Origin of the sequence: Variovorax paradoxus (assembly GCF_030815975.1) — a bacterium.
GTDB classification, from domain to species: Bacteria; Pseudomonadota; Gammaproteobacteria; order Burkholderiales; family Burkholderiaceae_C; genus Variovorax; species Variovorax paradoxus_N.
This window is the reverse complement of the sequence record NZ_JAUSXL010000002.1, coordinates 4,142,131-4,162,193: the sequence shown is the minus strand read 5'-3', so window position 1 is coordinate 4,162,193 and position 20,063 is coordinate 4,142,131. Positions and strand designations below refer to the sequence as shown.

Genomic DNA, 20,063 nt, shown 5'->3' with positions numbered 1-20,063 from the left:
ATGGCGACCGTTTCCGTGACAACAGCCATCAGTGCGTCGCAGCCGCTCGCCGCCAGCGAGCTGGCCCATGCCTGCGGTGCCGATACCGATTGGGTGGTGCAACTGGTCGAGGTGGGCATCGTGCAGATTGCCGTGGCCGAGGCGCCGCCCGAGCACTGGCGGTTCTCGAGCACCGACCTGCAATACGCGCTCGAGGCGCGCCGGCTCGAGCGCGACTTTGGCGTGGGCCTGGATGCCGCCGCGCTGATTCTCGATCTGCAGCATGAGGTGCGGCGGCTCAAGGCGGTGATCCGGGCCCACGGGCTTCGCTAGCCGCTGCGCAAGCAGCGGGACAAGCGGGAATCAGCCGGATTTGCCGCGCGACGTTTTCTTCTGGCCTTCGGCGCGCGGCGCATTCGCAGTGGCCGCCGGGGCATTGCTGCCGTTCAGCTGATCGACCCACAGCAGGGTGTCGACGTACGACATGAACCGGTTGAGATATTCGGGCGACAGCTCGTGCATCAGCATGAGGGACCGGTGCACCAGGTGATGCGAGTTGAGCGGGCCCGCATTCTCCGGCACCTTGGCCAGTGACTGCGTCAGCCGCCGGTCGGCGCTGAGCCGCGACCAGGTGCTTCTGAAGTAGCGCAGGGTCCTGAGTTCGGGGGTGGCGGATGCGGCATTGTCGGCCGCCGCACTCTCATCGCCTTGCGGCGACGCCTGCCGCGCCATGTGCTCGACGAGCTCCGCCAGCGGCCCGCGAGGAAGCGGGGCCGCCTGTTTCGCGCTGCCATCTGGAACGGCCGAAGCACTGTCAGCGCACGGGGCCTTTTCGAGATTTTCGCGAAACGCCGCAAGCAGCGTGGCCAGCCTGTCATCGAGGATGCGCCGCGCATCGCCCTCATGGGCACTGGCCCTCCTGGCGAGCACCTCGATGAACCGAAAGCGCACGGGATCCCGGCGATGCTCGCCCCGCACGCGCCATGCGTCGAGCACCCCGGCGGGGTCCGTGCTGCTGCTACCCACGAGACTTGGTGCCGGCGCCAGCCTGCCTCGGCGTGGGCGCCATCTCGACACGCCGGTTCTTCGCCCGTCCTTCGGCGTCGGCATTGGACGCCACGGCCTGCTCGGAACCGAAAGCCGCGGCAAACACCGATGACGAAGGAACGCCCTCCTCGATCAATGCGCGGGTCACCGTCAAGGCTCGCTGGGCCGAGAGCTCCCAGTTGTCCGCGAACGGCCGGTTGCCGTCCTTCGGCTGCCGCATCTGCCGATCGTCGGTGAAGCCGCTCACCATCAGCACCTCGTCGCGGGACCGCAGATAAGTGGCCACCGGCGCGGCCAGGCTCTTGAGCACTTGCCGGCCCTCGGGCTGCAGGTCGGCCGAGTTGAAGGCGAACAGCACGCTGCCGCTGATGCCGATGCGCCCGTTGTTCAGCGTGACGCGGCCGGCAGCGAGCGGCCCGGCCAGCGCTTGCTCGAGCGCCTCGCGGCGCTGCGTCTCGGCCTGGCGCTGCTGCACTTCGGCCTGCAGCTTGGCCGCCAGGTCCAGTTGCATGCCAAGCGCGCCCACCAGAATCAGCACGAAGGCCCCCACCAGCCCCGACATCAGGTCGCCGAAGACCGCCCACACCGGCACGCTCGGCTCCAGGCCGGCGTCGAGATCGTCCCGCATCACGCCTCGCTGCCCACCGCGGCCTGCCGGCTCGCGATCTGCTGCAGGTCTTCGACGATCTGCTTCTGCGACATGATGCTCAGGTCGATGACTTCTCTTGCCTGCGCCACGTAGTAGGCCAGCTGCTCGTCGCTGCGCGCGATCGATTTGCCCAGTGCGCCTTCGACGCGCTGCAGGTGGGCCACCAGCTTGTCGTTCGATTCGCTGAACAGCTGCACCGCAAAGCCGAAGGCCTCGCCAAGGCTGGCCACTTCGACGGCGCTGCCGGTGATCTGCGCGGCGACCGCGGCCATCTTTCCGGTTTCCTCATCGACCTTCTCGGTGAAGCGGCTGCCCACGCGGTCCAGCACGTCCGCCGATGCACCCACCAGCGCATCGACCGCCGAGCGCTGTTCGGTGGAGGCGTGGTTCACCGCGTCGAGCAGGGTTCCCAGCGTTTCCATGATGCGGCTGCGTTCTTCCAGCATCGCGTTGTCGCGCGCCATGCTGTCGGAAAGTTTCTGGCGCAGCTCGGCCACCACTTCGGCCGCGACCCGCGGCGCTTCCGATGCGGCCTGCAGCAGCCGGGCAATCTCGCCGACCGTGTTCTTCGCGTGGGCCTCGGCCTGGGTGGACATATCGCGCGCGGTCTGCGCAAGCGCTTCGAAGAGCTGCTGCTGCTGGCCCGCCGTGTGGGCACCCGCCTGCTGCCACTGCTGCTGCAGCGATGCGGACACCGCGGCCAGCGCTTGCGTCCAGGCCGACAGCCGCTGTTCGTCGCGCGATGCGATGTCGGCCTGCAGCGTGGCATGCGCCTGTTCCACCGTGCGCAAGAGCGATGCCGAGTGCTGCTCGAAGCCGGCCGCTGCCGCCGCGAGCGACTGCTGCGCATCCTGCGACAGTTTCTCGCTGACGCGCTGGTGCTGCGCGAGCGCGCTGCCCCAGGTCTCCGACACGCTGCCTGCCGTCTTTTCAAGGTGTGCGGACACGCCCTCCACCAGCGATGCCGACCGCTGCTCGAAGGTCTCGGCAAAGCGGTCATGCGAAGCACGCAGATCCATGGACAACGCCTCGGAGGTGCGCTGGTGCTCGGCCAGCGCAGCCAGCCAGGTGCCTGCCACGCTCGCGGTGGCGGCCTCGAAGCGGCTCGAGAGACCATCGAGCTGCTGCTGCACGGTGCGCGCCACCGTGTCGTGCAGGGAGGCCGTCTCGCGCGCGATGCCCGCCATGGTGGCTTCGACCACCGGCTGGATCGTCGCGCCGGCGATGCGGGCGCTTTCGCTCAGGCTCTGCTTGAGCGACTGGTCGACCGAGGAAGCCAGGCCGGCATACACGGCCTCGGCCTTGGTGTGGAACTGCGCCTGGCCGGTGGCGAGGCGCTCATTCAAGGCCTGGCTCTGCCGCTCCATCGCCGCCATCATGGCCTGCAGCTGGTCGACCAGCCGGGGCATCTGGTGGGCCTGCTGCTCGAGCAGTTGAAACGACGCCTCGCGCTGGTGGGCCAGCGAGTAGGCGCGCAGCGTGGTTGCGATTCTGCTGTCGAGCATCTGGCCCGCTTGCAGCCGTTCGCGCCGGCACAAGGCCGAGGCCAGCCCTAGCATCGCGGAGGCAGCCACGCCGGCCACCGACGTGCCGAATGCCAGCCCCAGGCCCTTCACAGGCGCCGACAGCGAGGCGCGGATGGCCGGCAGGTCGGTCGCGCTTTCCAGCGCCATGCCGGTGCCGTTCAGCGTGACCACCATGCCGAGGAAGGTGCCCAGCATGCCCAGCAGCACCAGCAGTCCGGCCAGGTACGGCGTGAGTGCCGGGCCCGGCAGGCCCACGCGCTCGCCTTCGATGCGAAGGCGCACCGCGTTGCGCAGCGTCGGATGCAGCCGGTCGAGCCAGGCGCCCAGGCTCGCCGGAGGCTCGGAAAGATCCGCCACGGCACGCGTCAAGGTGGAGGTGGCCTGCTGGAAGCGATGCAGTTCCAGCGCCCCCATCAGGTAGAACGCGCCGACCAGCATCGTGACGGCGAGCGCCAGGGTGTGCGAGCCGACGTATCCGGCCCCGACCCAGCACACGACGGCCAGGCCCGCGGCAAAAACGGCGTAGTGAAGAAATCTATTCATGGCACTCTGGTTGCCTCATGCGAAGGGCTTCGAGCAGCCCTTCGATCGGTTGAAATCGGAAGTCCAGTTCGGCGAGCAGCACGTTCTTCATGTCCTTGCGGAACACATGCAGCCACTCTCCGGCCTGAGCCTCGCTGTTGTCGGGTTCGCCCGCCGTCTCCAGGCCCTCGAGGCTGTCCTGGCGCAGGCGCGTGAAATGCTTTTCGAGCAGCGCGGGCACGGCCCCGAGCAAGCTGTGCTCGCGCGCAGCCAGCACCTGCTCCATCACCACGTCCACGGCGGCAAGCCGGGCCATGGCGGGCGACCTGGCCGCCAGCAGCGCCCGCAAACGGCCGCGCAACGGGCCGATGCCCGCTTCCATGGCCTGTTGCAGCGTGAGATGGCGGCGGCGAAACGGCGTGAAGTCAACGGCTGCCGCGACAGCGCCGTCTTCGGCCACGGCCTTTGCCAACGCTGCGCGCGCACGGACGCATTCGCGCTCCTCGGCGCTCGCGGAAGCTCGTACGCGTGAAGGCGCTGCCGCCGAAGCACCATCGAGCGCCGCGGACAGCGAGATGGCATCGGTCCAGCCGAACCATTGACTCAATCGATCCGCGGTGGCCTGCCTGGGTTCGCGGACGCCGATGTCGGTCAGTCGAGAGAGCAAGCGAACAAGCGCCGAGCCGTTGAAAACTGTGCGCTGTGAAACTTGCGCCATACCGCCAGAACGAAAAACCTGGCAGTCTACACTGGCAACTCCCGCTGGCCTTCCCGTCCCTGTGCGCCTGCCGGGAGAGAAAGTTCAAGCAAACGTTCCAAGCGGTAACGAGGCGTTCCGTTCAGGCCGCCACTTCCGTGGGCCAGCCCGAGCGCGCCGCGCGTTCGAGTGCCGAACGCACCACCAGCCGATGGAACGGCGCGATCAACCGGATGTAGTTGCGGCCGAAGAGGTTATGGCAGTGCACCACCGTGACGGCCGTGAGCGAATCCCCCGCCACGGAACGCATTACCGAAACGCGGAAATCCAGGTGCCGGTCGTCCTCGCCGAGCACGACCTCGTCCGCATGCGTCTCGTAGATGCGAAAGAAGCCGATGCGCGGCGCACCGCCCCGGGTACCGGCGGCGCGCAGCGCGCTGGCCGTCTTGAGGCCCAAGCCGCCGACCAGCCCGTCGCGCAGCGCCAACAGCCTGTTGACTCAGGGGGCGGGACGCTCGAACGCAAAGCGCGCAAGCGCCAGCACGTCGCGGGTGGCGCCCTGCGGCAGGTCGATGGCGAAGGCGTCGGCCAGGAAGGCGCCGTGATAAAGGCCGGCCACGCGCGCGCCGGAGGGCAGCGCCTCGCGGCGGGACTTGTGCAATCGATGGCTGTTTTTCATTGGAAGATCTCGAAGACATCGCCGTTCGTCGGCGTCGCCTGCTCGTGATAGATGTCGTAGAGATACTGGGCAAGCTCGCCGCGCGTGAGGTCGGATGGAATTGCCAGCTGGATCCTGCGGCGCTTGCCATCGGGCCCCATCAAATAGCTCTCCCAGCGGTCCCCGGCTCTTTCAATGGCCATGACCTGGCCGAACACATTGAACAGGTAGCGCTCGCCAGTCATTGGTATTCGCGCTGAACCGCGTGCGAAAACACCAGCGGATCGGCCGCCAGCGAGGCCGGGAGAAATGTCGGCCTCAGATTGACGGACGCAAGCTCCGCGACGGGGAACCAGCGAAATTCCAGATCCAGGTGGCTTTCGATGCCCCGGTAGGTTCGCGTCTTGTCGAGATGGCCCGAGTCCTCGGCCAGCGAGACGAGAAAGTAGAACCCGATCTCATGGTTGCGCCGGCCCGCAAGGTCGAAAAAATTCTCCGCCACGTGGAGAAGCCGGCCGCATTCGACTTCTTCGCCAAGCTCCTCCCTCATCTCCCGGACGATCGTCGCCGATGCCTCTTCGCCCACCTCGACCCTGCCGCCCGGCAAGGCCCAGTAGTCGTCGCCCGGAGCCCGGTGAAGAAGCGCGCAGCCCGCATGAAGGATGACCGCGGCGGCACGCACCTGAAAGCGCTGGCCGTGAAAATGAACTGAGATCATGAGGCTCGAGTATCAGTGGTTAAAGTCCGAACCACCCTTGCCGAAGAACGAAACCCGCAATCAGATGACCCCAGAGATCAAGCCCCGCTGCACCTGGGCCCGGAGCGATCCGCTGCTGGCCTCCTACCACGATGCCGAATGGGGCGTGCCCGAGCGCGACAGCCGCGCGCTGTGGGAAAAGCTCATGCTCGACGGTTTTCAGGCCGGCCTTTCGTGGCTCACGATCCTGCGCAAGCGCGATGCGTTTCGCGCGTCGTTCCAGGGCTTCGTGCCCGAAAAGGTGGCACGGTTCACTGCGGCGGACGTCGACCGGTTGATGCTGGACGCGGGCATCGTGCGCTCGCGCGCCAAGATCGAGGCCACCATCGGCAACGCCCGTGCCTATCTTGCGATGCAGGCGGCGGGCGAAGATTTCTCGGCGTTCGTCTGGGGCATGGCTGGCGGCAAGCCCATCGTCAACAGGACGGGCACGGTGCCGGCCAAGACGCCGCTGTCGGAAGAAGTATCGGCAGCGCTGAAGAAGCGCGGCTTCAAGTTCGTGGGGCCGGTGATCGTCTGTGCGTGGATGCAGGCCACCGGCATTGTGGACGACCACGCGCCCGACTGCTTCTGCCACCACGCTGCGCAGCAGCGCTGAAAACGCAAAAAGCCGGACGGCACCTGGTGCGCCGTCCGGCTTTTATCTTTGCAGAGAGAACATGCAGCCTGGCTGCCGCCGACTCTCTCCCGCCCGCCTTTACAGGCCGGCTTGGCGCGTGAAGCTGCGTGCTTGCGAGGGGATCACGCTGCCTGCGAAGGCTTCGCGGCGCAGGTTCTGGCCAGGCGCATGGGCAGCCGCAACGGCTTCGCTGCGAACCGCGGCGCGGTCGGCCGAGGCAGCCAGCACGGGAGCCACGGTGGACGAAGCTGCGTCGCTGTAGACATTGCCTTCGCGGGCGGCAGCAACGGCCTGGGGCGCCACGTCGGCGCGGCTGTAGCCGGCGCTCAGAGGTTGCACGCCTTCGTAGGTTTCTGCGTGGGCGCCGGCAGCGGCGAGCAGGGAGAGAGCGGCGGCGGCGAGGAGGTTCGAGGTCTTCATTTCAATTTCCTTCTTGATCGGGCTTTGGATGCCCTGAAGTTTGCACCGCAATGACAAGGGAAAACCCTAGCCAATCGAATCGCAGTGTTCATGAAACTGAAACAATGACGGGGAACTTTTTGAGTTGAGAGCCAAAGTGCACACTTCTTTGAAGAAATTCGGCTCAGCCTGCGTATTTTTTCTCTAACTCGTCGAGCCCGGGTTTGCCGACCAGGCGTTGCCGTTCGGCAAACGAAACCACGAGCGATGGGTCTTCGTCGAGGCGGCGAGTATCGCGCAACACGGTCAACGCACGTTGCATGCCAGCCACTGCGCCCTGCAACGCGGCATTGGCATACAGCACCAGCCCATCGCCGAGCGCACCGAGCTCTTCGGCGCCGAAGGTCGGCGTCTTGCCGCCGATCACCATGTTCATGAGCTGCGGCTTGTCGAGGCGCCGCGGCATCGGTGCGCGCATCGACCGCGGCCTTGATCTTGCCGAGCATCTCGGCCGTGTCGATCACCGCCTTGCCCGCGAAATGGCCGCAGCGCTTGGGGCTGACCTGGTCTTCGAGCTGGATGCAGTCGGCCCCGGCCCGCTCGAGCACGCGCACCGCATGCCGCACGTTGAGCGCGTTGCCAAAGCCGGTGTCGGCATCGACCAGCAGCGGCAGCGTCACCGCGTCTCGGATGCGCGCGGTGTGCTCCGCGATTTCGTGCAGGCCCATGAAGGCCTGGTCGGGCAGGCCGAAGTGCATGTTGGTGACGCCGGCGCCGGTGATGTAGACGGCCTCGAAGCCCAGGTCTTCGATCACGCGGGCCGACAGCGCATTGAACGCGCCCGGCACCAGCACGCCGCGGCGCGCCTCGGCCAGGCGGCGCAGGGTTTTCTTCGGCGACTCGTTGTTCATTGGCATGGGATCAGGCGGCATAGAGATCGACATACGCGTGCACCGGCATGGCCTCGAGCTTCTTCGCATCGAGCGACACATCGAGGATGGCCTGCTGCTGCTTCTGCGCGAAGCGGCGCGCCAGGTTGGTACGGAACTTGGCTTCGAGCAGCGGAATGCCCTCCGCGCGGCGGCGCCTGTGGCCGATCGGGTATTCGACCGCCACCTCTGCAAAGCTGGTGCCGTCCTTGAACTCCACGGTCAGCGCATTGGCGATGCTGCGCTTCTCGGGATCGTGATAGTCGGCCGTGAAGCGCGGGTCTTCCATGCACACGATCTTGCCGCGCAGCACATCGATGCGCGGGTCGTTCGCCACGCCGTCTTCATAGTCGGCGGCCGTGAGGCGGCCGAAGATCATCGGCACCGCCACCATGTACTGGATGCAGTGGTCGCGATCGGCCGGGTTGGCGAGCGGTCCCTTCTTGTCGATGATGCGAATGCAGGCTTCATGCGTGCGGATGCTCACCTTCCTGATGTCGTCCACGGTCTTTCCGCTCTGCTGCAATTGCGCATGCAGGGCCATGCCTGCCTCCACGGCCGTCTGGCTGTGGAACTCTGCGGGGAAGCTGATCTTGAACAGCACGTTCTCCATCACATAGGTACCGTACGGCCGCTGGAACTCGAAGGGCTGGCCCTTGAACAGCACGTCGTAGAAGCCCCAGGTCTTCGCGGTGAGCACGCTGGGGTAGCCCATCTCGCCGGTCTTGGCGATCAGCGCCAGGCGCACTGCGCGGCTGGTGGCGTCGCCCGCGGCCCAGCTCTTGCGGCTGCCGGTGTTGGGCGCATGACGGTAGGTGCGCAGGCTCTGCCCGTCGACCCATGCGAGCGACACGGCATTGACGATCTCGTCGCGCGAGAGCCCCATGAGGCGCGCCACCACCGCGGTCGAGGCCACCTTCACGAGCACCACGTGGTCGAGCCCCATCTTGTTGAACGAGTTCTCGAGCGCCAGGCAGCCCTGGATCTCGTGCGCCTGGATCATCGCGGTGAGCACGTCGCGCATCACGAGCGGCTTGCGCCCGGCGGCCACCGCATTGCGGCTGAGCCAGTCGGCCGTGGCCAGGATGCCGCCGAGGTTGTCGCTCGGATGGCCCCACTCGGCCGCGAGCCAGGTGTCGTTGAAGTCGAGCCAACGGATCATCGTGCCGATGTTGAACGCGGCCTGGATGGGATCGAGCTGGTACGGGGTGCCGGGCACCTTCGCGCCGTGCGGCACCGCCGTACCGGGCACGACCGGGCCGAGCAGCTTGGTGCACGCCGGATACTCGAGCGCTTCGAGGCCGCAGCCTAGCGTGTCGATCAGGCAGTGGCGCGCGGTTTCATAAGCGAGCGCGCTGGCGATCTGCTCATGGGCGAGCACGTAGTCGACGATGTCGACCAGCACCTGGTCGGGTTCGGGGCGGACGTTGCTGATGTGAGCTGACATGATTTTTCTGTGGTGGTAGGCGGAACGGATGCTTTCAGCGGCGATCGGAGATGGGCACGAAGATCAGGTCTTCGGGCCCGGTGTAGTTGGCGCTGGGCCGGATGATCTTGTTGTCCTGCCGCTGCTCGATGATGTGCGCGGCCCAGCCGCTGGTGCGCGCGATCACGAACAGCGGCGTGAACATGGCGGTCGGCACGCCGAGCATGTGGTAGCTCACGGCGCTGAACCAGTCGAGGTTGGGGAACATCTTCTTCTCGTCCCACATCACGGCCTCGATCCGCACGGCAATGTCGTACATACGCGTGGACCCGGCCTCGTCGGAGAGCTTTTTCGCCACGCGCTTGATGACCACGTTGCGTGGGTCCGAGACGGTGTAGACCGGGTGGCCGAAGCCGATCACGACTTCCTTGGCGTCCACGCGGCGGCGGATGTCGGCCTCGGCCTCGTCGGGCGTGTCGTAGCGCTTCTGGATTTCGAAGGCCACCTCGTTGGCGCCGCCGTGCTTCGGCCCCCGCAACGCGCCGATGGCGGCGGTGATGGCCGAATACACGTCGGAGCCCGTGCCCGCCACCACGCGCGCGGTGAAAGTCGAGGCGTTGAACTCGTGCTCGGCATAGAGATTGAGCGAGGTGTGCATCGCGCGCTCCCAGCTCGCCGATGGCGCGCGGCCATGCAGCAGGTGCAGGAAGTGGGCGCCGATCGAGTCGTCGTCGGTCTCGACCTCGATGCGCCGGCCCTGCGTGGACCAGTGGTACCAGTACAGCAGCATCGAGCCGAGCGAGGCCATCAGCCGGTCGGCGATGTCGCGCGCGCCCGGCAGCGAATGGTCGTCCTTCTCGGGCAACACGCAGCCCAGCGCCGAGACGCCCGTGCGCATCACGTCCATCGGATGGGCGCTCGCAGGCAGGCGCTCCAGCGCCTCCTTCACGCTCGCGGGCAGGCCGCGCATGGCTTTCAGGCGGCTCTTGTAGGCGCGCAGCTCGGCAGCACTGGGCAGCTTGCCGTGCACCAGCAGGTGTGCGATTTCCTCGAACTCGCAGACATCGGCAATGTCGAGGATGTCGTAGCCGCGGTAGTGCAGGTCGTTGCCGGTGCGTCCCACGGTGCACAGCGCGGTGTTGCCCGCGGTCACGCCCGAAAGCGCGACGGATTTCTTCGGCCTGAAGCCGGCGGTGGGCGCGTTCTCTGTGGTCAGTGTCATACGGTCTCCTCGAATGTCTGTTCATGAAGGCGCGGCGGGCTTGCCAGCCGCACCGGCCGTCCGGCGGCGTCCACCGCCACCATCTCGAATTCGCCGTCGAGCACGCGCGTGAGCGCCTCGGTGGCCACGTCCTGCACGTTGCCGACCACGCGCACGGTGAGCGAGCTGCGGCCCACGCGCGACACCTGCGTGTCGAGCACCAGCGTGCTGCCCAGCCGCACCGGTGCATGGAACAGCACCTCGCTGCAGCGCGCCATCACCACGTCGCCGCGCACGAAGCTGCGGCCCGACAGAAACGCGGCCTTCGACAGCAGCTGCAGCGCCTGCCCGCCGAACAGGGTGCCGTAGTGGTTGGTGTGTTCCGGAAACACCACCTCGATCAACCGGACAGTGCCGCGTGCGTTTTGCATGATTCGCAATTTACGCAACATCGTGCCCATAATGAAGACCTGAATTGGCGAATGATTGCGAAGGCATTGCAATTAATTTGCGAATCTTGCGAATGGAGCTAGAAGATGAAGAAGACCTTCATGGGCGTGCGACTGCGAAGCCTGCGCGAAGAGCGCGGCCTGAGCCAGCTCGCGCTCGCACAGCAGCTCGGCCTGTCGCCCAGCTACCTGAACCAGATCGAGCAGAACCAGCGCCCGCTCACCGTGCCGGTGCTGCTGCGCCTGCATGCCACGCTGGGGGTGGACATCCAGGCCTTCTCGGAAGACGAAGAGGCACGCCTCGTTGCCAGCCTGCGCGAGGCGCTGGCCGACAACCCGGGCGGCGATGCCGTCGCGCTCGCCGAACTGCGCGAAGTGGCCACGCAGATGCCCGCCGTGGGCCGCGCGCTGGTGGCGCTGCACCAGCGGCACCGCGATGCCATGGAGCGGCTCGAAGCGCTGGCGGCCGAGCTCGGCGACGGCCGCGGCGACCTCGCGCGCATGCCGCAGGCGCGGCCGATGCCTTTCGAGGAAGTGCGCGACTTCTTCTTTGCACACCAGAACCACATCGCCCCGCTCGACAACGCCGCCGAGGCTTTCTCCGCGCAATGGCGGCTGCGCGAAGGCAGCCCGGGCGACCGGCTCGCTCACCGTCTGCTCGAAGCGCATGGGGTGCAGGTGATTCCGGCGGAAGACGACGAAGGCGGCGCGCAACGCCGCTTCGATCCGGCCACGCGCGTGCTGCGGCTGTCACGCTACCTGGAGCCGGGCCAGCATGCGTTCCAGCTCGCCACGCAGCTCGCGTTTCTCGAACTCGGCGGCATGATCGACCAGTTGGTCGCCGAGGCAACGCTGTCGAGCGACACCGCGCGTTCGCTCGCGCGCATCGGCCTGGCCAACTACTTCGCGGCCGCCCTGCTCTTGCCCTACGGCATTTTTCTTGAAGCGGCCGAGCAGCTGCACTACGACATCGACCAGCTCGCGCGGCGCTTCGGCGTAGGCTTCGAGACCATCTGCCACCGCCTGAGTTCGCTGCAGCGGCCCGAGGCGCGCGGCGTGCCCTTCTTCCTGATTCGCGTCGACCGCGCGGGCAATATCTCGAAGCGGCAGTCGGCCACGCACTTCCACTTTTCGAAGACCGGCGGCACCTGCCCGCTGTGGAATGTGTACGAGGCCTTTGCGCAACCGGGCCGCGTGCTCACGCAACTGGCGCGCATGCCCGACGGCCGCGCCTACCTGTGGATCGCGCGCACGGTGTCGCACGGCTTTCGCGGCTACGGCTCGCCCAACAAGACCTTTTCCATCGGGCTGGGCTGTGACATCAGCCATGCCACGCGGCTGGTCTACTCCAAGGGCATGGACCTGCGCGACCCCGAGGCGCCGACGCCCATCGGCGCGGGCTGCAAGGTGTGCGAGCGCGAGGCCTGCCCGCAGCGCGCCTTTCCGTTCGTGGGCCGGCCGCTCGACGTGGACGAGAACCAGAGCCGCTTCATGCCCTATGCCGTAGCGCCCGACAGGTACGCCACCGCACGCACCGCCGTCATCAGGAACGCGGCCAGCCGCGCACCAGCGTCCGGATCGCCACGGCGCCGCTCCCCTTGACCTCGGCGCGGTAGGCACCCACCAGCGCTTGGCGCTCGGCCGCGGCCTGCGGGTCGTTGCGCCAGGCGAGCAAGGCGGCCACGTCCGCATCGGGCAGGGCGGCGAGCAGCGCCTGCGCGGCCTGTTTTTCGAACTCGCGCGCCACCGTCAGCAGGTTGCGCGGGCGCGGCGCGGTGATGCCGCGCGACCACAGCGTGTCGACAGCCATGTCGAACGTGCGGTCCGGCAGCGAAGTGAACTGGCCGGCGTTGCCGCGCGCCAGTTGCTTGGCGACGGAACTCAGCAGCAGCTGGCTCGAGAAGTCGACCTCGCGCAGGTCGGCCACGGCCATGCGCTCGAGCAGTTCCGCGCGCGCGGGGTCGGCCGGCTTCGCACGCTCGCGGTTGAAGAACTCCGCCTTGCCTGCATCGTCCATCGCGGCGTAGTCGGCGCGCAGCCTGGCGAACCGGGCCACGGCCTCCAACACCTGGGGTCCCGGTGCGGCACCTCCCTTGCCAGCCGCGGCCACCTCCTGCTGGATCGCAGCCATCGAGGCCTTGACGTCGAACGACTGCGCGGCGGCGGTGTCCAGCGCCGCGAACGCCTTGTCGGTAATGGCCTGGTCCGCTGTGCTCAGCAACTGCCGCGCATCGCGGGACACCGCACCCGGCGCATACGCGGCCTGATAGCGCGCCTGCACGCCTTCGAACTGCATCAAGGCCTGCGCGCGATCTTGCGCCCAGGCCATGGCCGGCGCGAGCAACAGCGGCAGCAGCAGCAGGAGAAAGGGCGCGAGAAAGAAACGTCTAGCTGAAACTGAAAGGGCAACCATGTCGCATTATTGGCCCCCCGGGGGTTCCCTGCTGCTTCAGGCCGCCGCCAGCTCCCTGCGCAGCAGCTTGGCGGCCGCAACCATGTTCGACAGCGCCGCCTCCGTCTCGGGCCAGCCGCGGGTTTTCAGGCCGCAGTCGGGGTTGATCCAGAGGTTCTCGAGCGGCACCACGCCCGTGGCCTTGCGCATCAGACGCACGATCTCGTCCACCGAGGGAACGCGCGGCGAGTGGATGTCGTACACGCCGGGGCCGATCTCGTTCGGGTAGCGGAAGCCGCCCGCGTTGTTCTCGCCGCCAAAGCCCCGCAGCAACTCCATGTCGGAGCGGCTGGTCTCGATGGTGATCACGTCGGCATCCATGGCCGCGATCTCGGGCAGGATGTCGTTGAATTCCGAATAGCACATGTGGGTGTGGACCTGCGTCTGGTCGCGCACGCCCGAGGCACTGATGCGGAAGGCGCGCGTAGCGGACTTCAGGTAGGCCGGCCAGCCGGCGCGGCGCAGCGGCAGGCCTTCGCGGATGGCGGGCTCGTCGATCTGGATGATGCCGATGCCGGCGCCCTCGAGGTCCACCACCTCGTCGCGGATCGCCCAGGCGATCTGCTCGCAGGTGGTGCTGCGCGGCTGGTCGTTGCGCACGAAGGACCATTGCAGGATGGTGACGGGGCCGGTCAGCATGCCCTTCATCGGCAGCTTCGTCAGGCTCTGCGCATAGGCGGTCCATTCGACCGTCATCGGCGCAGGGCGCGCCACGTCGCCGAAGATGACCGGCGGCTTGACGCAGCGCGAGCCGTACGACTGCACCCATCCGTTGGCGGTGAAGGCAAAGCCGTCGAGCTGTTCGCCGAAGTACTCGACCATGTCGTTGCGCTCGGCCTCGCCGTGCACCAGCACGTCGATGCCCAGCGCTTCCTGCTTGCGCACGGCCAGTGCGATTTCGGCGCGCATCTTCTCGCGGTAGCCTGCTGCATCGAGCTCCCCGCGCTTGAAGGCGGCGCGTGCGGCGCGGATCTCCGCTGTCTGCGGGAACGAGCCGATGGTGGTGGTCGGCAGCGCGGGGAATGCGAAGCGCGCGCGCTGCACCCGCTGCCGCTCGCCGAACGCGGACGCGCGCCGGTCATCGCCGGCCACGCTGCGTGCAAGCCGCAGCGCCACGTCGGCACGGTGCACGCGCGGGCTGCTGCGCCGTGCGGCCGCGGCGGCGCGGGCGGTTTCGAGTTCTTGCGCGACCGAGTCTTCGCGGCCGTCGAGAACGGCCTGCAGCACGCGCAGCTCGTCCAGCTTTTCGACGGCGAAGGCGAGCCAGGACTTGAGCTCTGCGTCGAGCTTGTTTTCGGCCGCCAGGCTGAACGGCACGTGCAGCAGCGAACACGATGGCGCGATCCAGAGCTCGCCGCGCTTCTTGTCGACCACCGGGCGCAGCGTGGCAAGCGCGGCGTCCAGGTCGGTGCGCCAGATGTTGCGGCCATCGACGATGCCGACGGACAGCACCTTGTGCGCCGCGAGCCAGTCGGCCACGCCGGTCAGATCCTGCGGCGCGCGCACGGCGTCCACGTGCAGGCCGGCCACCGGCAGCTGGCAGGCCAGGCGCAGGTTGTCCGCGAGCGGCGAGAAGTACGTGGCCAGCAGCAGCTTGGGCGCGCTGCGGGCCAGCTGCCAGTAGGCGCGCTCGAAGGCATTGCGCCAGACATCGGGCAGGTCCAGGCCGAGGATGGGTTCGTCGATCTGCACCCATTCCACGCCCTGCTGCTTGAGGCGGTTCAGCACCTGTTCATAGACGGGCAGCAGTGCATCGAGCAGCGACAGGCGGTCGAAGCCGGCCTGCTTCTCCTTGCCGAGGTACAGGAAGCTCAGCGGCCCCAGCAGCACAGCCTTGACCGCATGGCCGGCCTGCTGCGCCTGTGCCACTTCGTCGAAGAGCCGCGTCGAGGCAAGCGTGAACTGCGTGGCCGCGGTGAACTCGGGCACGAGGTAGTGATAGTTGGTGTCGAACCACTTGGTCATTTCCAGGGCGAAAGTGCCTTCGGCGCCGTGGCTGCAGCTGGCGTCATGCACATGGACAGCCTCGTCTTCTACCCCGCGCGCCATCTTGAAGTAGCGCGACAGCTCGGGCTCGTCGCCCTTGAAGCCGAAGCGCTCCGGCTCGCAGCCGAAGAGCTGGATGTGGTTGGCCACGTGGTCGTAGCAGGCGAAGTCGCCGACCGTCACGTAGTCGAGCCCCGCGTCGCGCTGGGCCTGCCAGTGGCGCTCGCGCAATTGTTCGCCAACTTCTTCCAGAGCGGCGCGGTCGATCTCGCCGCGCCAGTGCTTTTCGAGTGCGAACTTGAGTTCCCGGTGGGCGCCCATGCGCGGAAAGCCGAGGATGTGGGTACGGGTGGTCATTGCAGGTATTCCGGTCGCTGAAACTTTGAGAATCCACAATGGTCGGGCTTTGGCACATATGATTCAAACGAAACCTTTTGCCCATTCACTTGAATTGAATTCATGTTGCAGTCGATCCTCGAAATACGCCACCTGCGCACGCTCGTTGCGCTGCGCGACACCGGCAGCCTGGTGCGCGCGGCGCAATTGCTCAACCTCACGCAGTCGGCGCTGTCGCACCAGATCAAGCTGCTCGAAGACCGTTACGGCGCGCAGCTCTTCGAGCGCAAGTCGGTGCCGCCGCAGTTCAGCACCACCGGGCTGCGGTTGCTGCAGCTGGCCGATACCGCACTTCCGCTGGTCGAAGAAGCCGAGCGCGACGTGGCACGGCTTGCCCTGGGCCGCAGCGGGCAGCTGCGCATCGTGGTCGAGTGCCACACCTGCTTCGACTGGCTGATGCCCGCGATGGACGCCTTCAGACAGCGTTGGCCCGAGATCGAGCTCGACATCGTCTCGGGCTTTCATCCCGACCCGATCGCGCTGGTGATGCAGAACCGCGCCGAGGTGGCGATCGTGTCCGAAGAAGACCCCGACGAAACCGTCGATTACCACGCGCTGTTCCGCTTCGAGATCGTCGCGCTGCTCGCCAACGACCATGCGCTCGTCGCCAAGCCGCATCTCACGGCGCGCCACTTTGCCGACCAGACGCTCATCACCTACCCCGTGCCCGACGAGATGCTCGACATCGTGCGCCAGGTGCTGGCACCGGCCGGCGTGGAGCCCGCCCACCGTCGCACGACCGAGCTCACGGTGGCGATGCTGCAACTGGTGGCCAGCGGCCGCGGCGTGGCCACCTTGCCGCTGTGGGCGGTGCAGAACTATCTGGACCGCGGCTACGTGACAGCGCGGCGCGTGGGCGCAAAGGGCCTGACCGGGCGGCTCTACATGGCCTGCACGCAGGGCACCTCCGGCCAACCGTGGCTGGCCGACTTCGTGCGCATCACGCGCGAGAGCTGCTTCAAGAGCCTGCCCGGGATCGAGCTGCTTTGACCGGAATCTTCCTGCGCGGCCTGGCAGTTTTTCTGCTGGACTCGGCAGTGATCCATTCGCGGAAGGCCGCGACCTTGGGCCGGTCGCGGCTGTTTTCCGGACAGACGAGGTAGTAGGCAAAGTCTTCGAGCCAGCTCACATCCGAAAGCCGGACCAACCGGCCTTCTGCAACATCGTCGGCCACCACGGCGGAAGGCAGCAAGGCCGCGCCCTGCCCCGTGAGCACCGCCTTCAGCAGCAGGCCAGAATCGTCGAAGGACGGGCCGCGCGCCGGGCCGGTGTCTTCGATGCCCTGCGCCTGGAACCACAGTTGCCAGGCCTTGCGCTCGGCATCGTTCACGCGCGGCCAGCGCCTGAGATCGGATGGCAATGCAGGCATGCCGAACTGCCTCACCAGGGCCGGCGTTGCGACAGGAACGATCTCCACCGTCAGCACGCGCTGGCTGCTCAAGCCCGGGTAGCGGCCGAGGCCGTGGCGAATGGCAACGTCCACGCCGTCGCGCGAAAAATCAGCCAGCGCAGTGCTGCTCACCACCTGCAGATCGATATCAGGATGCGCATCCTGAAAACCCTTGAGGCGCGGCACTAGCCAAGCGGACGCGAAGAACGGCGTGGCGCTCACCGTGAGAATGCCGGTCTCCGCGGGCACGGCAATGCGGCGCGTGGCGTCGCTGATCTGCCGGAACGCATTGCGCACCGGCGGCAGATAGGCCTGGCCGGCATCGGTCAGAAAGATGCCGCGGTTCGCGCGGCGAAAGAGCGGAATGCCCAGATGCAGTTCCAGCGACTTGATCAACTGGCTCACGGCACCGGCGGTGACGCACAGCTCGTCGGCCGCGTTCTTTACCGACAGGTGGCGGGCGGTCGCCTCGAAGGCGCGCAGCGCATTGAGCGGTGGAAGTTGATGTTCCATGGTTTAGTTAATCTGATCCGAATGCTTCAGAAAATCCGGTTTGCCTGGTTGCGCACAAGAAACGATCATCCAAATTCACCGGATGAAGAAAAGCCAACGCGTTGTACCAAGGTCGATTTTCCAGCCATTAGATATTCTGAGCAAATCATGTCCAATCGATCCCCCACACCCGTCTTCCGCGGCTGGCTCGTGGTAGCAGGCGCCTTCGCCGTCACCCTCGTGGGCTTTGGCAGCGCCTACACCTTCAGCGCTTTCCTCGAATCGCTGCAGCGCGATTTCGGCGCCTCGCGCGGATCGGTGTCGCTGGTGTTCTCGCTCGCAGGCTTTCTCTATTTCGGACTGGGCGTGGTCAGCGGCCCGCTCGCGGACCGCTGGGGTTCGCGGCGGCTCGCGGTCGCGGGCATGGTGCTGGTCGGCCTGGGCCTGGCCGCGGCGGGGCAGGCCCGGAGCCTGAACCAGGTCTGCCTCGCCTATGGACTCGGCGTCGGGCTCGGGGTCGGCGCGTCCTACGTGCCGGTGCTGGGCGCAGTGCAGCGCTGGTTCGTCAGGCGCCGCGGATTCGCCTCGGGGCTGGCGGTGAGCGGCATCGGCGTGGGCACGCTGGTGATGCCGCCGCTGGCGTCGCTTCTCATCGAGGCGATGGGATGGCGCCATGCCTATCTCGCGCTCGGTGCGCTGGCCGCGTTGGTGGGCGTGGGCATGGCGCTGCTGATCGAGAACGATCCGCGCGACCGCGGGCTCGGTCCCGACGGCGATCCACCGCAGCCGCGCGCACCGTCAGCCGTGCCCGCAGGCTCCTCGGTGCGACACGCAATAAGGTCGCGCCGCTTCGCCGGCCTCTATGCGGCGTGCCTGATCAGTTCGTTCGGTCTCTTCGTTCCCTTCGTCCATCTGGTGCCCTACGCGCTCGACCATGGCGTGCCCGCGGGCTCGGCCGTGCTGCTGCTGGGCGCCATCGGCATCGGCAGCACGGCGGGGCGATTTTTCCTTGGCGGGCTGGCCGATCGGCTGGGCCGGCAGCTCGCGCTGCCGCTGATGTCCGTGGGCATGGCGCTTTCGCTGGTCGTGTGGGCGGTGTCCGCCGGGTTCTGGGGGCTGGCTCTCTTCGCGTTTGCCTACGGCGTCTTCTACGGCGGCTTCGTTGCGCTGCTGCCGGCCCTGGTCATGGACTATTTCGGCGGCCGCAGCATCGGCGCGATCCTGGGCGTGCTGTATACCAGCGTGGCCTTCGGCACCCTGGTCGGCCCGAGCGCAGCGGGCTTTGCGTTCGACATCAGCCGCAGCTACCTGCTGCCTATCCTCGCCAGCATCGGCGCCAACCTGGTCGCGGCCGGGGTGCTGGTGGCCATGTCGAAGATGCGTGCGGCGGCAAAACCGGGCCCGCGGGGTACAGTCGGGAATGAACCCACACACGCCCAGCGCTCCTAAGCCGCCCGAAACGGCTCCCGCCGAGATCACGGAGACGCAGGCGTTCACGCGCGCATGGGCCGTGTTCCTGCTGCTGTTCGTGGGCGTGCTGGTGCTCCTGTGGGCCAGCGACGCCCTGTTTGGCTAGAAATCTGAAGGCTAGGAAGAAGCCTTCTGCAGCAGCTTCAGCACGCTCGAGAAATCGAGCGCGCCATGGCCCGCGAGGCTGTGCGCCGCATAGAGGCTGCGCGCCAGCCCGCCGAGCGGCGTCGCGGCCCGCACGGCCGTGGCGTTTTCTTGCGCCAGGCCCAGGTCCTTGAGCATCAGGTCGGTGCCGAAGCCGCCCGCGTAGTTCTTCGATGCGGGCGCCGTTTCCATCACGCCGGGCATCGGGTTGTACTTTTCGAGTGCCCAGTTGCCGCCGGAGCTGCGCCGCATGATTTCTGACAGCACCTTGGGATCGAGCCCGTTGGCCACGCCCAGCGCCAGCGCCTCCGAGGTGCCGATCATCAAAATGCCGAGCAGCATGTTGTTGCAGATCTTCGCAGTCTGGCCCGCGCCGATGCCGCCCGCGTGGAAGATGTTGGCGCCCATCTTCTCGAGCACGGGGCGCGCGCGTTCGAGGTCGTCGGTTTCACCGCCGACCATGAAGGTCAGCGTGCCGGCAATCGCGCCGCCCGTGCCGCCGGAAACCGGCGCATCGATCATTGCAATGCCCTTGGCCGCGGCCGCCTCGGCCACCTTGCGCGAGGTGGCGGCCGCGATGGTGCTGCTGTCGATCACGAGCGTGCCGGCACGGATGCTGTCGAGCAGGCCGGGCTTGCCGCCGCTGCCGAGGAACAGGCCCTCCACGTGCGCGCTGGCCGGCAGCATGCTGATGACCACGTCGGCATCGGCCACCGATTCGGCGGCTGACGCGGCAATAGGCAGGCCTTCCGCCGCGTATTTCTTGCAGGCCTCGTCCGACAGGTCGAAGGCCTTGACCGCGTGCCCCGCCTTGCGCAGGTTCAGGGCCATGGGGCCGCCCATGTTGCCGAGGCCGATGAATGCGATTTTCATTT

22 protein-coding genes and 1 pseudogene are annotated in these 20,063 nt (G+C 67.2%); 6 read left to right on the top strand and 17 right to left on the bottom strand.

Features of this window, described 5'->3' with window-relative positions; translation table 11 throughout:
• Nucleotides 1–312 carry a chaperone modulator CbpM gene (locus QFZ47_RS23275; RefSeq protein ID WP_307657885.1) on the top strand — a complete coding sequence of 104 codons (312 nt, stop codon included), beginning with the start codon at nucleotides 1–3 and terminating at the stop codon, nucleotides 310–312.
• 30 nt (nucleotides 313–342) lie between these two features.
• Here the strand turns inward: QFZ47_RS23275 and QFZ47_RS23270 are convergent, their stop codons facing one another.
• The 8 genes from QFZ47_RS23270 to QFZ47_RS23235 form a co-directional block, all read right to left on the bottom strand.
• On the bottom strand, nucleotides 343–975 hold the full coding sequence (locus QFZ47_RS23270; protein WP_307657884.1) for a DUF2894 domain-containing protein: 633 nt from the start codon (nucleotides 973–975) through the stop codon (nucleotides 343–345).
• Nucleotides 976–997: 22 nt separating this feature from the next.
• Complete coding sequence (locus tag QFZ47_RS23265; RefSeq protein ID WP_307657883.1) at nucleotides 998–1,654, bottom strand: OmpA family protein; 657 nt, start codon at nucleotides 1,652–1,654, stop codon at nucleotides 998–1,000.
• Nucleotides 1,654–3,744: a DUF802 domain-containing protein gene (locus QFZ47_RS23260; RefSeq protein ID WP_307657882.1), complete on the bottom strand. Its 2,091-nt coding sequence runs from the start codon at nucleotides 3,742–3,744 to the stop codon at nucleotides 1,654–1,656. The genes QFZ47_RS23265 and QFZ47_RS23260 overlap by 1 nt, the downstream gene beginning before the upstream one ends.
• On the bottom strand, nucleotides 3,737–4,441 hold the full coding sequence (locus QFZ47_RS23255) for a DUF3348 domain-containing protein (protein ID WP_307657881.1): 705 nt from the start codon (nucleotides 4,439–4,441) through the stop codon (nucleotides 3,737–3,739). The genes QFZ47_RS23260 and QFZ47_RS23255 overlap by 8 nt, the downstream gene beginning before the upstream one ends.
• A 121-nt stretch (nucleotides 4,442–4,562) precedes the next feature.
• Entirely contained in the window at nucleotides 4,563–4,907 is a 345-nt protein-coding gene (locus QFZ47_RS23250) for a DUF2867 domain-containing protein (protein ID WP_307657880.1), read from the bottom strand.
• Between the two features lie 12 nt (nucleotides 4,908–4,919).
• Nucleotides 4,920–5,099 carry a hypothetical protein gene (locus QFZ47_RS23245; RefSeq protein ID WP_307657878.1) on the bottom strand — a complete coding sequence of 60 codons (180 nt, stop codon included), beginning with the start codon at nucleotides 5,097–5,099 and terminating at the stop codon, nucleotides 4,920–4,922.
• Nucleotides 5,096–5,323 carry a DUF7661 family protein gene (locus QFZ47_RS23240; protein WP_307657877.1) on the bottom strand — a complete coding sequence of 76 codons (228 nt, stop codon included), beginning with the start codon at nucleotides 5,321–5,323 and terminating at the stop codon, nucleotides 5,096–5,098. The genes QFZ47_RS23245 and QFZ47_RS23240 overlap by 4 nt, the downstream gene beginning before the upstream one ends.
• Nucleotides 5,320–5,796, bottom strand: a complete 477-nt coding sequence (locus QFZ47_RS23235) for an NUDIX hydrolase (RefSeq protein ID WP_307657876.1) — start codon at nucleotides 5,794–5,796, stop codon at nucleotides 5,320–5,322. Before QFZ47_RS23235 ends, QFZ47_RS23240 begins: the two co-directional genes overlap by 4 nt.
• 64 nt (nucleotides 5,797–5,860) lie before the next feature.
• Between QFZ47_RS23235 and QFZ47_RS23230 the strand changes: the two genes are divergently transcribed.
• Entirely contained in the window at nucleotides 5,861–6,433 is a 573-nt protein-coding gene (locus QFZ47_RS23230; RefSeq protein ID WP_307657875.1) for a DNA-3-methyladenine glycosylase I, read from the top strand.
• A gap of 99 nt (nucleotides 6,434–6,532) precedes the next feature.
• Here QFZ47_RS23230 and QFZ47_RS23225 read toward each other — a convergent pair whose 3' ends face one another.
• The 5 genes and pseudogenes from QFZ47_RS23225 to QFZ47_RS23205 all read right to left on the bottom strand — a co-directional run bounded on the left by QFZ47_RS23225 (nucleotide 6,533) and on the right by QFZ47_RS23205 (nucleotide 10,840).
• Nucleotides 6,533–6,874, bottom strand: a complete 342-nt coding sequence (locus tag QFZ47_RS23225) for an alpha/beta hydrolase (protein ID WP_307657874.1) — start codon at nucleotides 6,872–6,874, stop codon at nucleotides 6,533–6,535.
• Nucleotides 6,875–7,037: 163 nt separating this feature from the next.
• Nucleotides 7,038–7,770 (bottom strand): annotated as a pseudogene (locus QFZ47_RS23220) (isocitrate lyase/PEP mutase family protein).
• A gap of 4 nt (nucleotides 7,771–7,774) precedes the next feature.
• Nucleotides 7,775–9,229 carry a bifunctional 2-methylcitrate dehydratase/aconitate hydratase gene (locus QFZ47_RS23215; RefSeq protein ID WP_307657873.1) on the bottom strand — a complete coding sequence of 485 codons (1,455 nt, stop codon included), beginning with the start codon at nucleotides 9,227–9,229 and terminating at the stop codon, nucleotides 7,775–7,777.
• A 34-nt stretch (nucleotides 9,230–9,263) separates the two neighbouring features.
• Nucleotides 9,264–10,430 (bottom strand): bifunctional 2-methylcitrate synthase/citrate synthase, encoded by a 1,167-nt coding sequence (gene prpC, locus QFZ47_RS23210; protein WP_307657872.1) that lies wholly within the window; start codon nucleotides 10,428–10,430, stop codon nucleotides 9,264–9,266.
• Nucleotides 10,427–10,840: an acyl-CoA thioesterase gene (locus tag QFZ47_RS23205; RefSeq protein ID WP_307657871.1), complete on the bottom strand. Its 414-nt coding sequence runs from the start codon at nucleotides 10,838–10,840 to the stop codon at nucleotides 10,427–10,429. Before QFZ47_RS23205 ends, prpC begins: the two co-directional genes overlap by 4 nt.
• 105 nt (nucleotides 10,841–10,945) lie before the next feature.
• Between QFZ47_RS23205 and QFZ47_RS23200 the strand changes: the two genes are divergently transcribed.
• A complete protein-coding gene (locus QFZ47_RS23200; RefSeq protein ID WP_307657870.1) occupies nucleotides 10,946–12,460 on the top strand; it encodes a short-chain fatty acyl-CoA regulator family protein in 1,515 nt (504 codons plus the stop codon).
• Here the strand turns inward: QFZ47_RS23200 and QFZ47_RS23195 are convergent.
• Nucleotides 12,402–13,271, bottom strand: coding sequence for a hypothetical protein (locus QFZ47_RS23195; protein ID WP_307657869.1), 870 nt, complete (start codon nucleotides 13,269–13,271; stop codon nucleotides 12,402–12,404). The genes QFZ47_RS23200 and QFZ47_RS23195 overlap by 59 nt on opposite strands.
• A 36-nt stretch (nucleotides 13,272–13,307) precedes the next feature.
• Nucleotides 13,308–15,653 (bottom strand): 5-methyltetrahydropteroyltriglutamate--homocysteine S-methyltransferase, encoded by a 2,346-nt coding sequence (metE, locus tag QFZ47_RS23190; RefSeq protein WP_307657868.1) that lies wholly within the window; start codon nucleotides 15,651–15,653, stop codon nucleotides 13,308–13,310.
• 102 nt (nucleotides 15,654–15,755) lie between these two features.
• Between metE and QFZ47_RS23185 the strand changes: the two genes are divergently transcribed.
• Nucleotides 15,756–16,682 carry a LysR family transcriptional regulator gene (locus QFZ47_RS23185; RefSeq protein WP_307657867.1) on the top strand — a complete coding sequence of 309 codons (927 nt, stop codon included), beginning with the start codon at nucleotides 15,756–15,758 and terminating at the stop codon, nucleotides 16,680–16,682.
• Here QFZ47_RS23185 and gcvA read toward each other — a convergent pair.
• Nucleotides 16,651–17,595, bottom strand: a complete 945-nt coding sequence (gene gcvA, locus QFZ47_RS23180) for a transcriptional regulator GcvA (RefSeq protein WP_307657866.1) — start codon at nucleotides 17,593–17,595, stop codon at nucleotides 16,651–16,653. The genes QFZ47_RS23185 and gcvA overlap by 32 nt on opposite strands.
• A 147-nt stretch (nucleotides 17,596–17,742) precedes the next feature.
• Between gcvA and QFZ47_RS23175 the strand changes: the two genes are divergently transcribed.
• A complete protein-coding gene (locus tag QFZ47_RS23175; protein WP_307657865.1) occupies nucleotides 17,743–19,023 on the top strand; it encodes an MFS transporter in 1,281 nt (426 codons plus the stop codon).
• The gene (locus QFZ47_RS23170; RefSeq protein ID WP_307657864.1) at nucleotides 18,995–19,150 is read left to right on the top strand and encodes a hypothetical protein; all 156 of its coding nucleotides are present in this window, start codon (nucleotides 18,995–18,997) and stop codon (nucleotides 19,148–19,150) included. The genes QFZ47_RS23175 and QFZ47_RS23170 overlap by 29 nt, the downstream gene beginning before the upstream one ends.
• Before the next feature lie 11 nt (nucleotides 19,151–19,161).
• On the opposite strand, the gene mmsB is transcribed toward QFZ47_RS23170, so the two are convergent.
• The gene (mmsB, locus tag QFZ47_RS23165) at nucleotides 19,162–20,061 is read right to left on the bottom strand and encodes a 3-hydroxyisobutyrate dehydrogenase (protein ID WP_307657863.1); all 900 of its coding nucleotides are present in this window, start codon (nucleotides 20,059–20,061) and stop codon (nucleotides 19,162–19,164) included.
• Nucleotides 20,062–20,063 lie beyond the last annotated feature (2 nt).

Bases quoted from the DNA above. Each gene is read 5' to 3' on its own strand.
- QFZ47_RS23195 (WP_307657869.1), bottom strand. From the start codon at position 13,271: ATGGTTGCCCTTTCAGTTTCAGCTAGACGTTTCTTTCTCGCGCCCTTT.
- metE (WP_307657868.1), bottom strand. From the start codon at position 15,653: ATGACCACCCGTACCCACATCCTCGGCTTTCCGCGCATGGGCGCCCAC.
- gcvA (WP_307657866.1), bottom strand. From the start codon at position 17,595: ATGGAACATCAACTTCCACCGCTCAATGCGCTGCGCGCCTTCGAGGCG.
- QFZ47_RS23265 (WP_307657883.1), bottom strand. From the start codon at position 1,654: ATGCGGGACGATCTCGACGCCGGCCTGGAGCCGAGCGTGCCGGTGTGG.
- QFZ47_RS23235 (WP_307657876.1), bottom strand. From the start codon at position 5,796: ATGATCTCAGTTCATTTTCACGGCCAGCGCTTTCAGGTGCGTGCCGCC.
- QFZ47_RS23240 (WP_307657877.1), bottom strand. From the start codon at position 5,323: ATGACTGGCGAGCGCTACCTGTTCAATGTGTTCGGCCAGGTCATGGCC.
- QFZ47_RS23170 (WP_307657864.1), top strand. From the start codon at position 18,995: ATGAACCCACACACGCCCAGCGCTCCTAAGCCGCCCGAAACGGCTCCC.
- QFZ47_RS23175 (WP_307657865.1), top strand. From the start codon at position 17,743: ATGTCCAATCGATCCCCCACACCCGTCTTCCGCGGCTGGCTCGTGGTA.
- QFZ47_RS23205 (WP_307657871.1), bottom strand. From the start codon at position 10,840: ATGCAAAACGCACGCGGCACTGTCCGGTTGATCGAGGTGGTGTTTCCG.
- QFZ47_RS23200 (WP_307657870.1), top strand. From the start codon at position 10,946: ATGAAGAAGACCTTCATGGGCGTGCGACTGCGAAGCCTGCGCGAAGAG.
- QFZ47_RS23230 (WP_307657875.1), top strand. From the start codon at position 5,861: ATGACCCCAGAGATCAAGCCCCGCTGCACCTGGGCCCGGAGCGATCCG.
- QFZ47_RS23185 (WP_307657867.1), top strand. From the start codon at position 15,756: ATGTTGCAGTCGATCCTCGAAATACGCCACCTGCGCACGCTCGTTGCG.
- QFZ47_RS23225 (WP_307657874.1), bottom strand. From the start codon at position 6,874: ATGAAGACCTCGAACCTCCTCGCCGCCGCCGCTCTCTCCCTGCTCGCC.
- prpC (WP_307657872.1), bottom strand. From the start codon at position 10,430: ATGACACTGACCACAGAGAACGCGCCCACCGCCGGCTTCAGGCCGAAG.
- mmsB (WP_307657863.1), bottom strand. From the start codon at position 20,061: ATGAAAATCGCATTCATCGGCCTCGGCAACATGGGCGGCCCCATGGCC.
- QFZ47_RS23260 (WP_307657882.1), bottom strand. From the start codon at position 3,744: ATGAATAGATTTCTTCACTACGCCGTTTTTGCCGCGGGCCTGGCCGTC.
- QFZ47_RS23255 (WP_307657881.1), bottom strand. From the start codon at position 4,441: ATGGCGCAAGTTTCACAGCGCACAGTTTTCAACGGCTCGGCGCTTGTT.
- QFZ47_RS23245 (WP_307657878.1), bottom strand. From the start codon at position 5,099: ATGAAAAACAGCCATCGATTGCACAAGTCCCGCCGCGAGGCGCTGCCC.
- QFZ47_RS23275 (WP_307657885.1), top strand. From the start codon at position 1: ATGGCGACCGTTTCCGTGACAACAGCCATCAGTGCGTCGCAGCCGCTC.
- QFZ47_RS23215 (WP_307657873.1), bottom strand. From the start codon at position 9,229: ATGTCAGCTCACATCAGCAACGTCCGCCCCGAACCCGACCAGGTGCTG.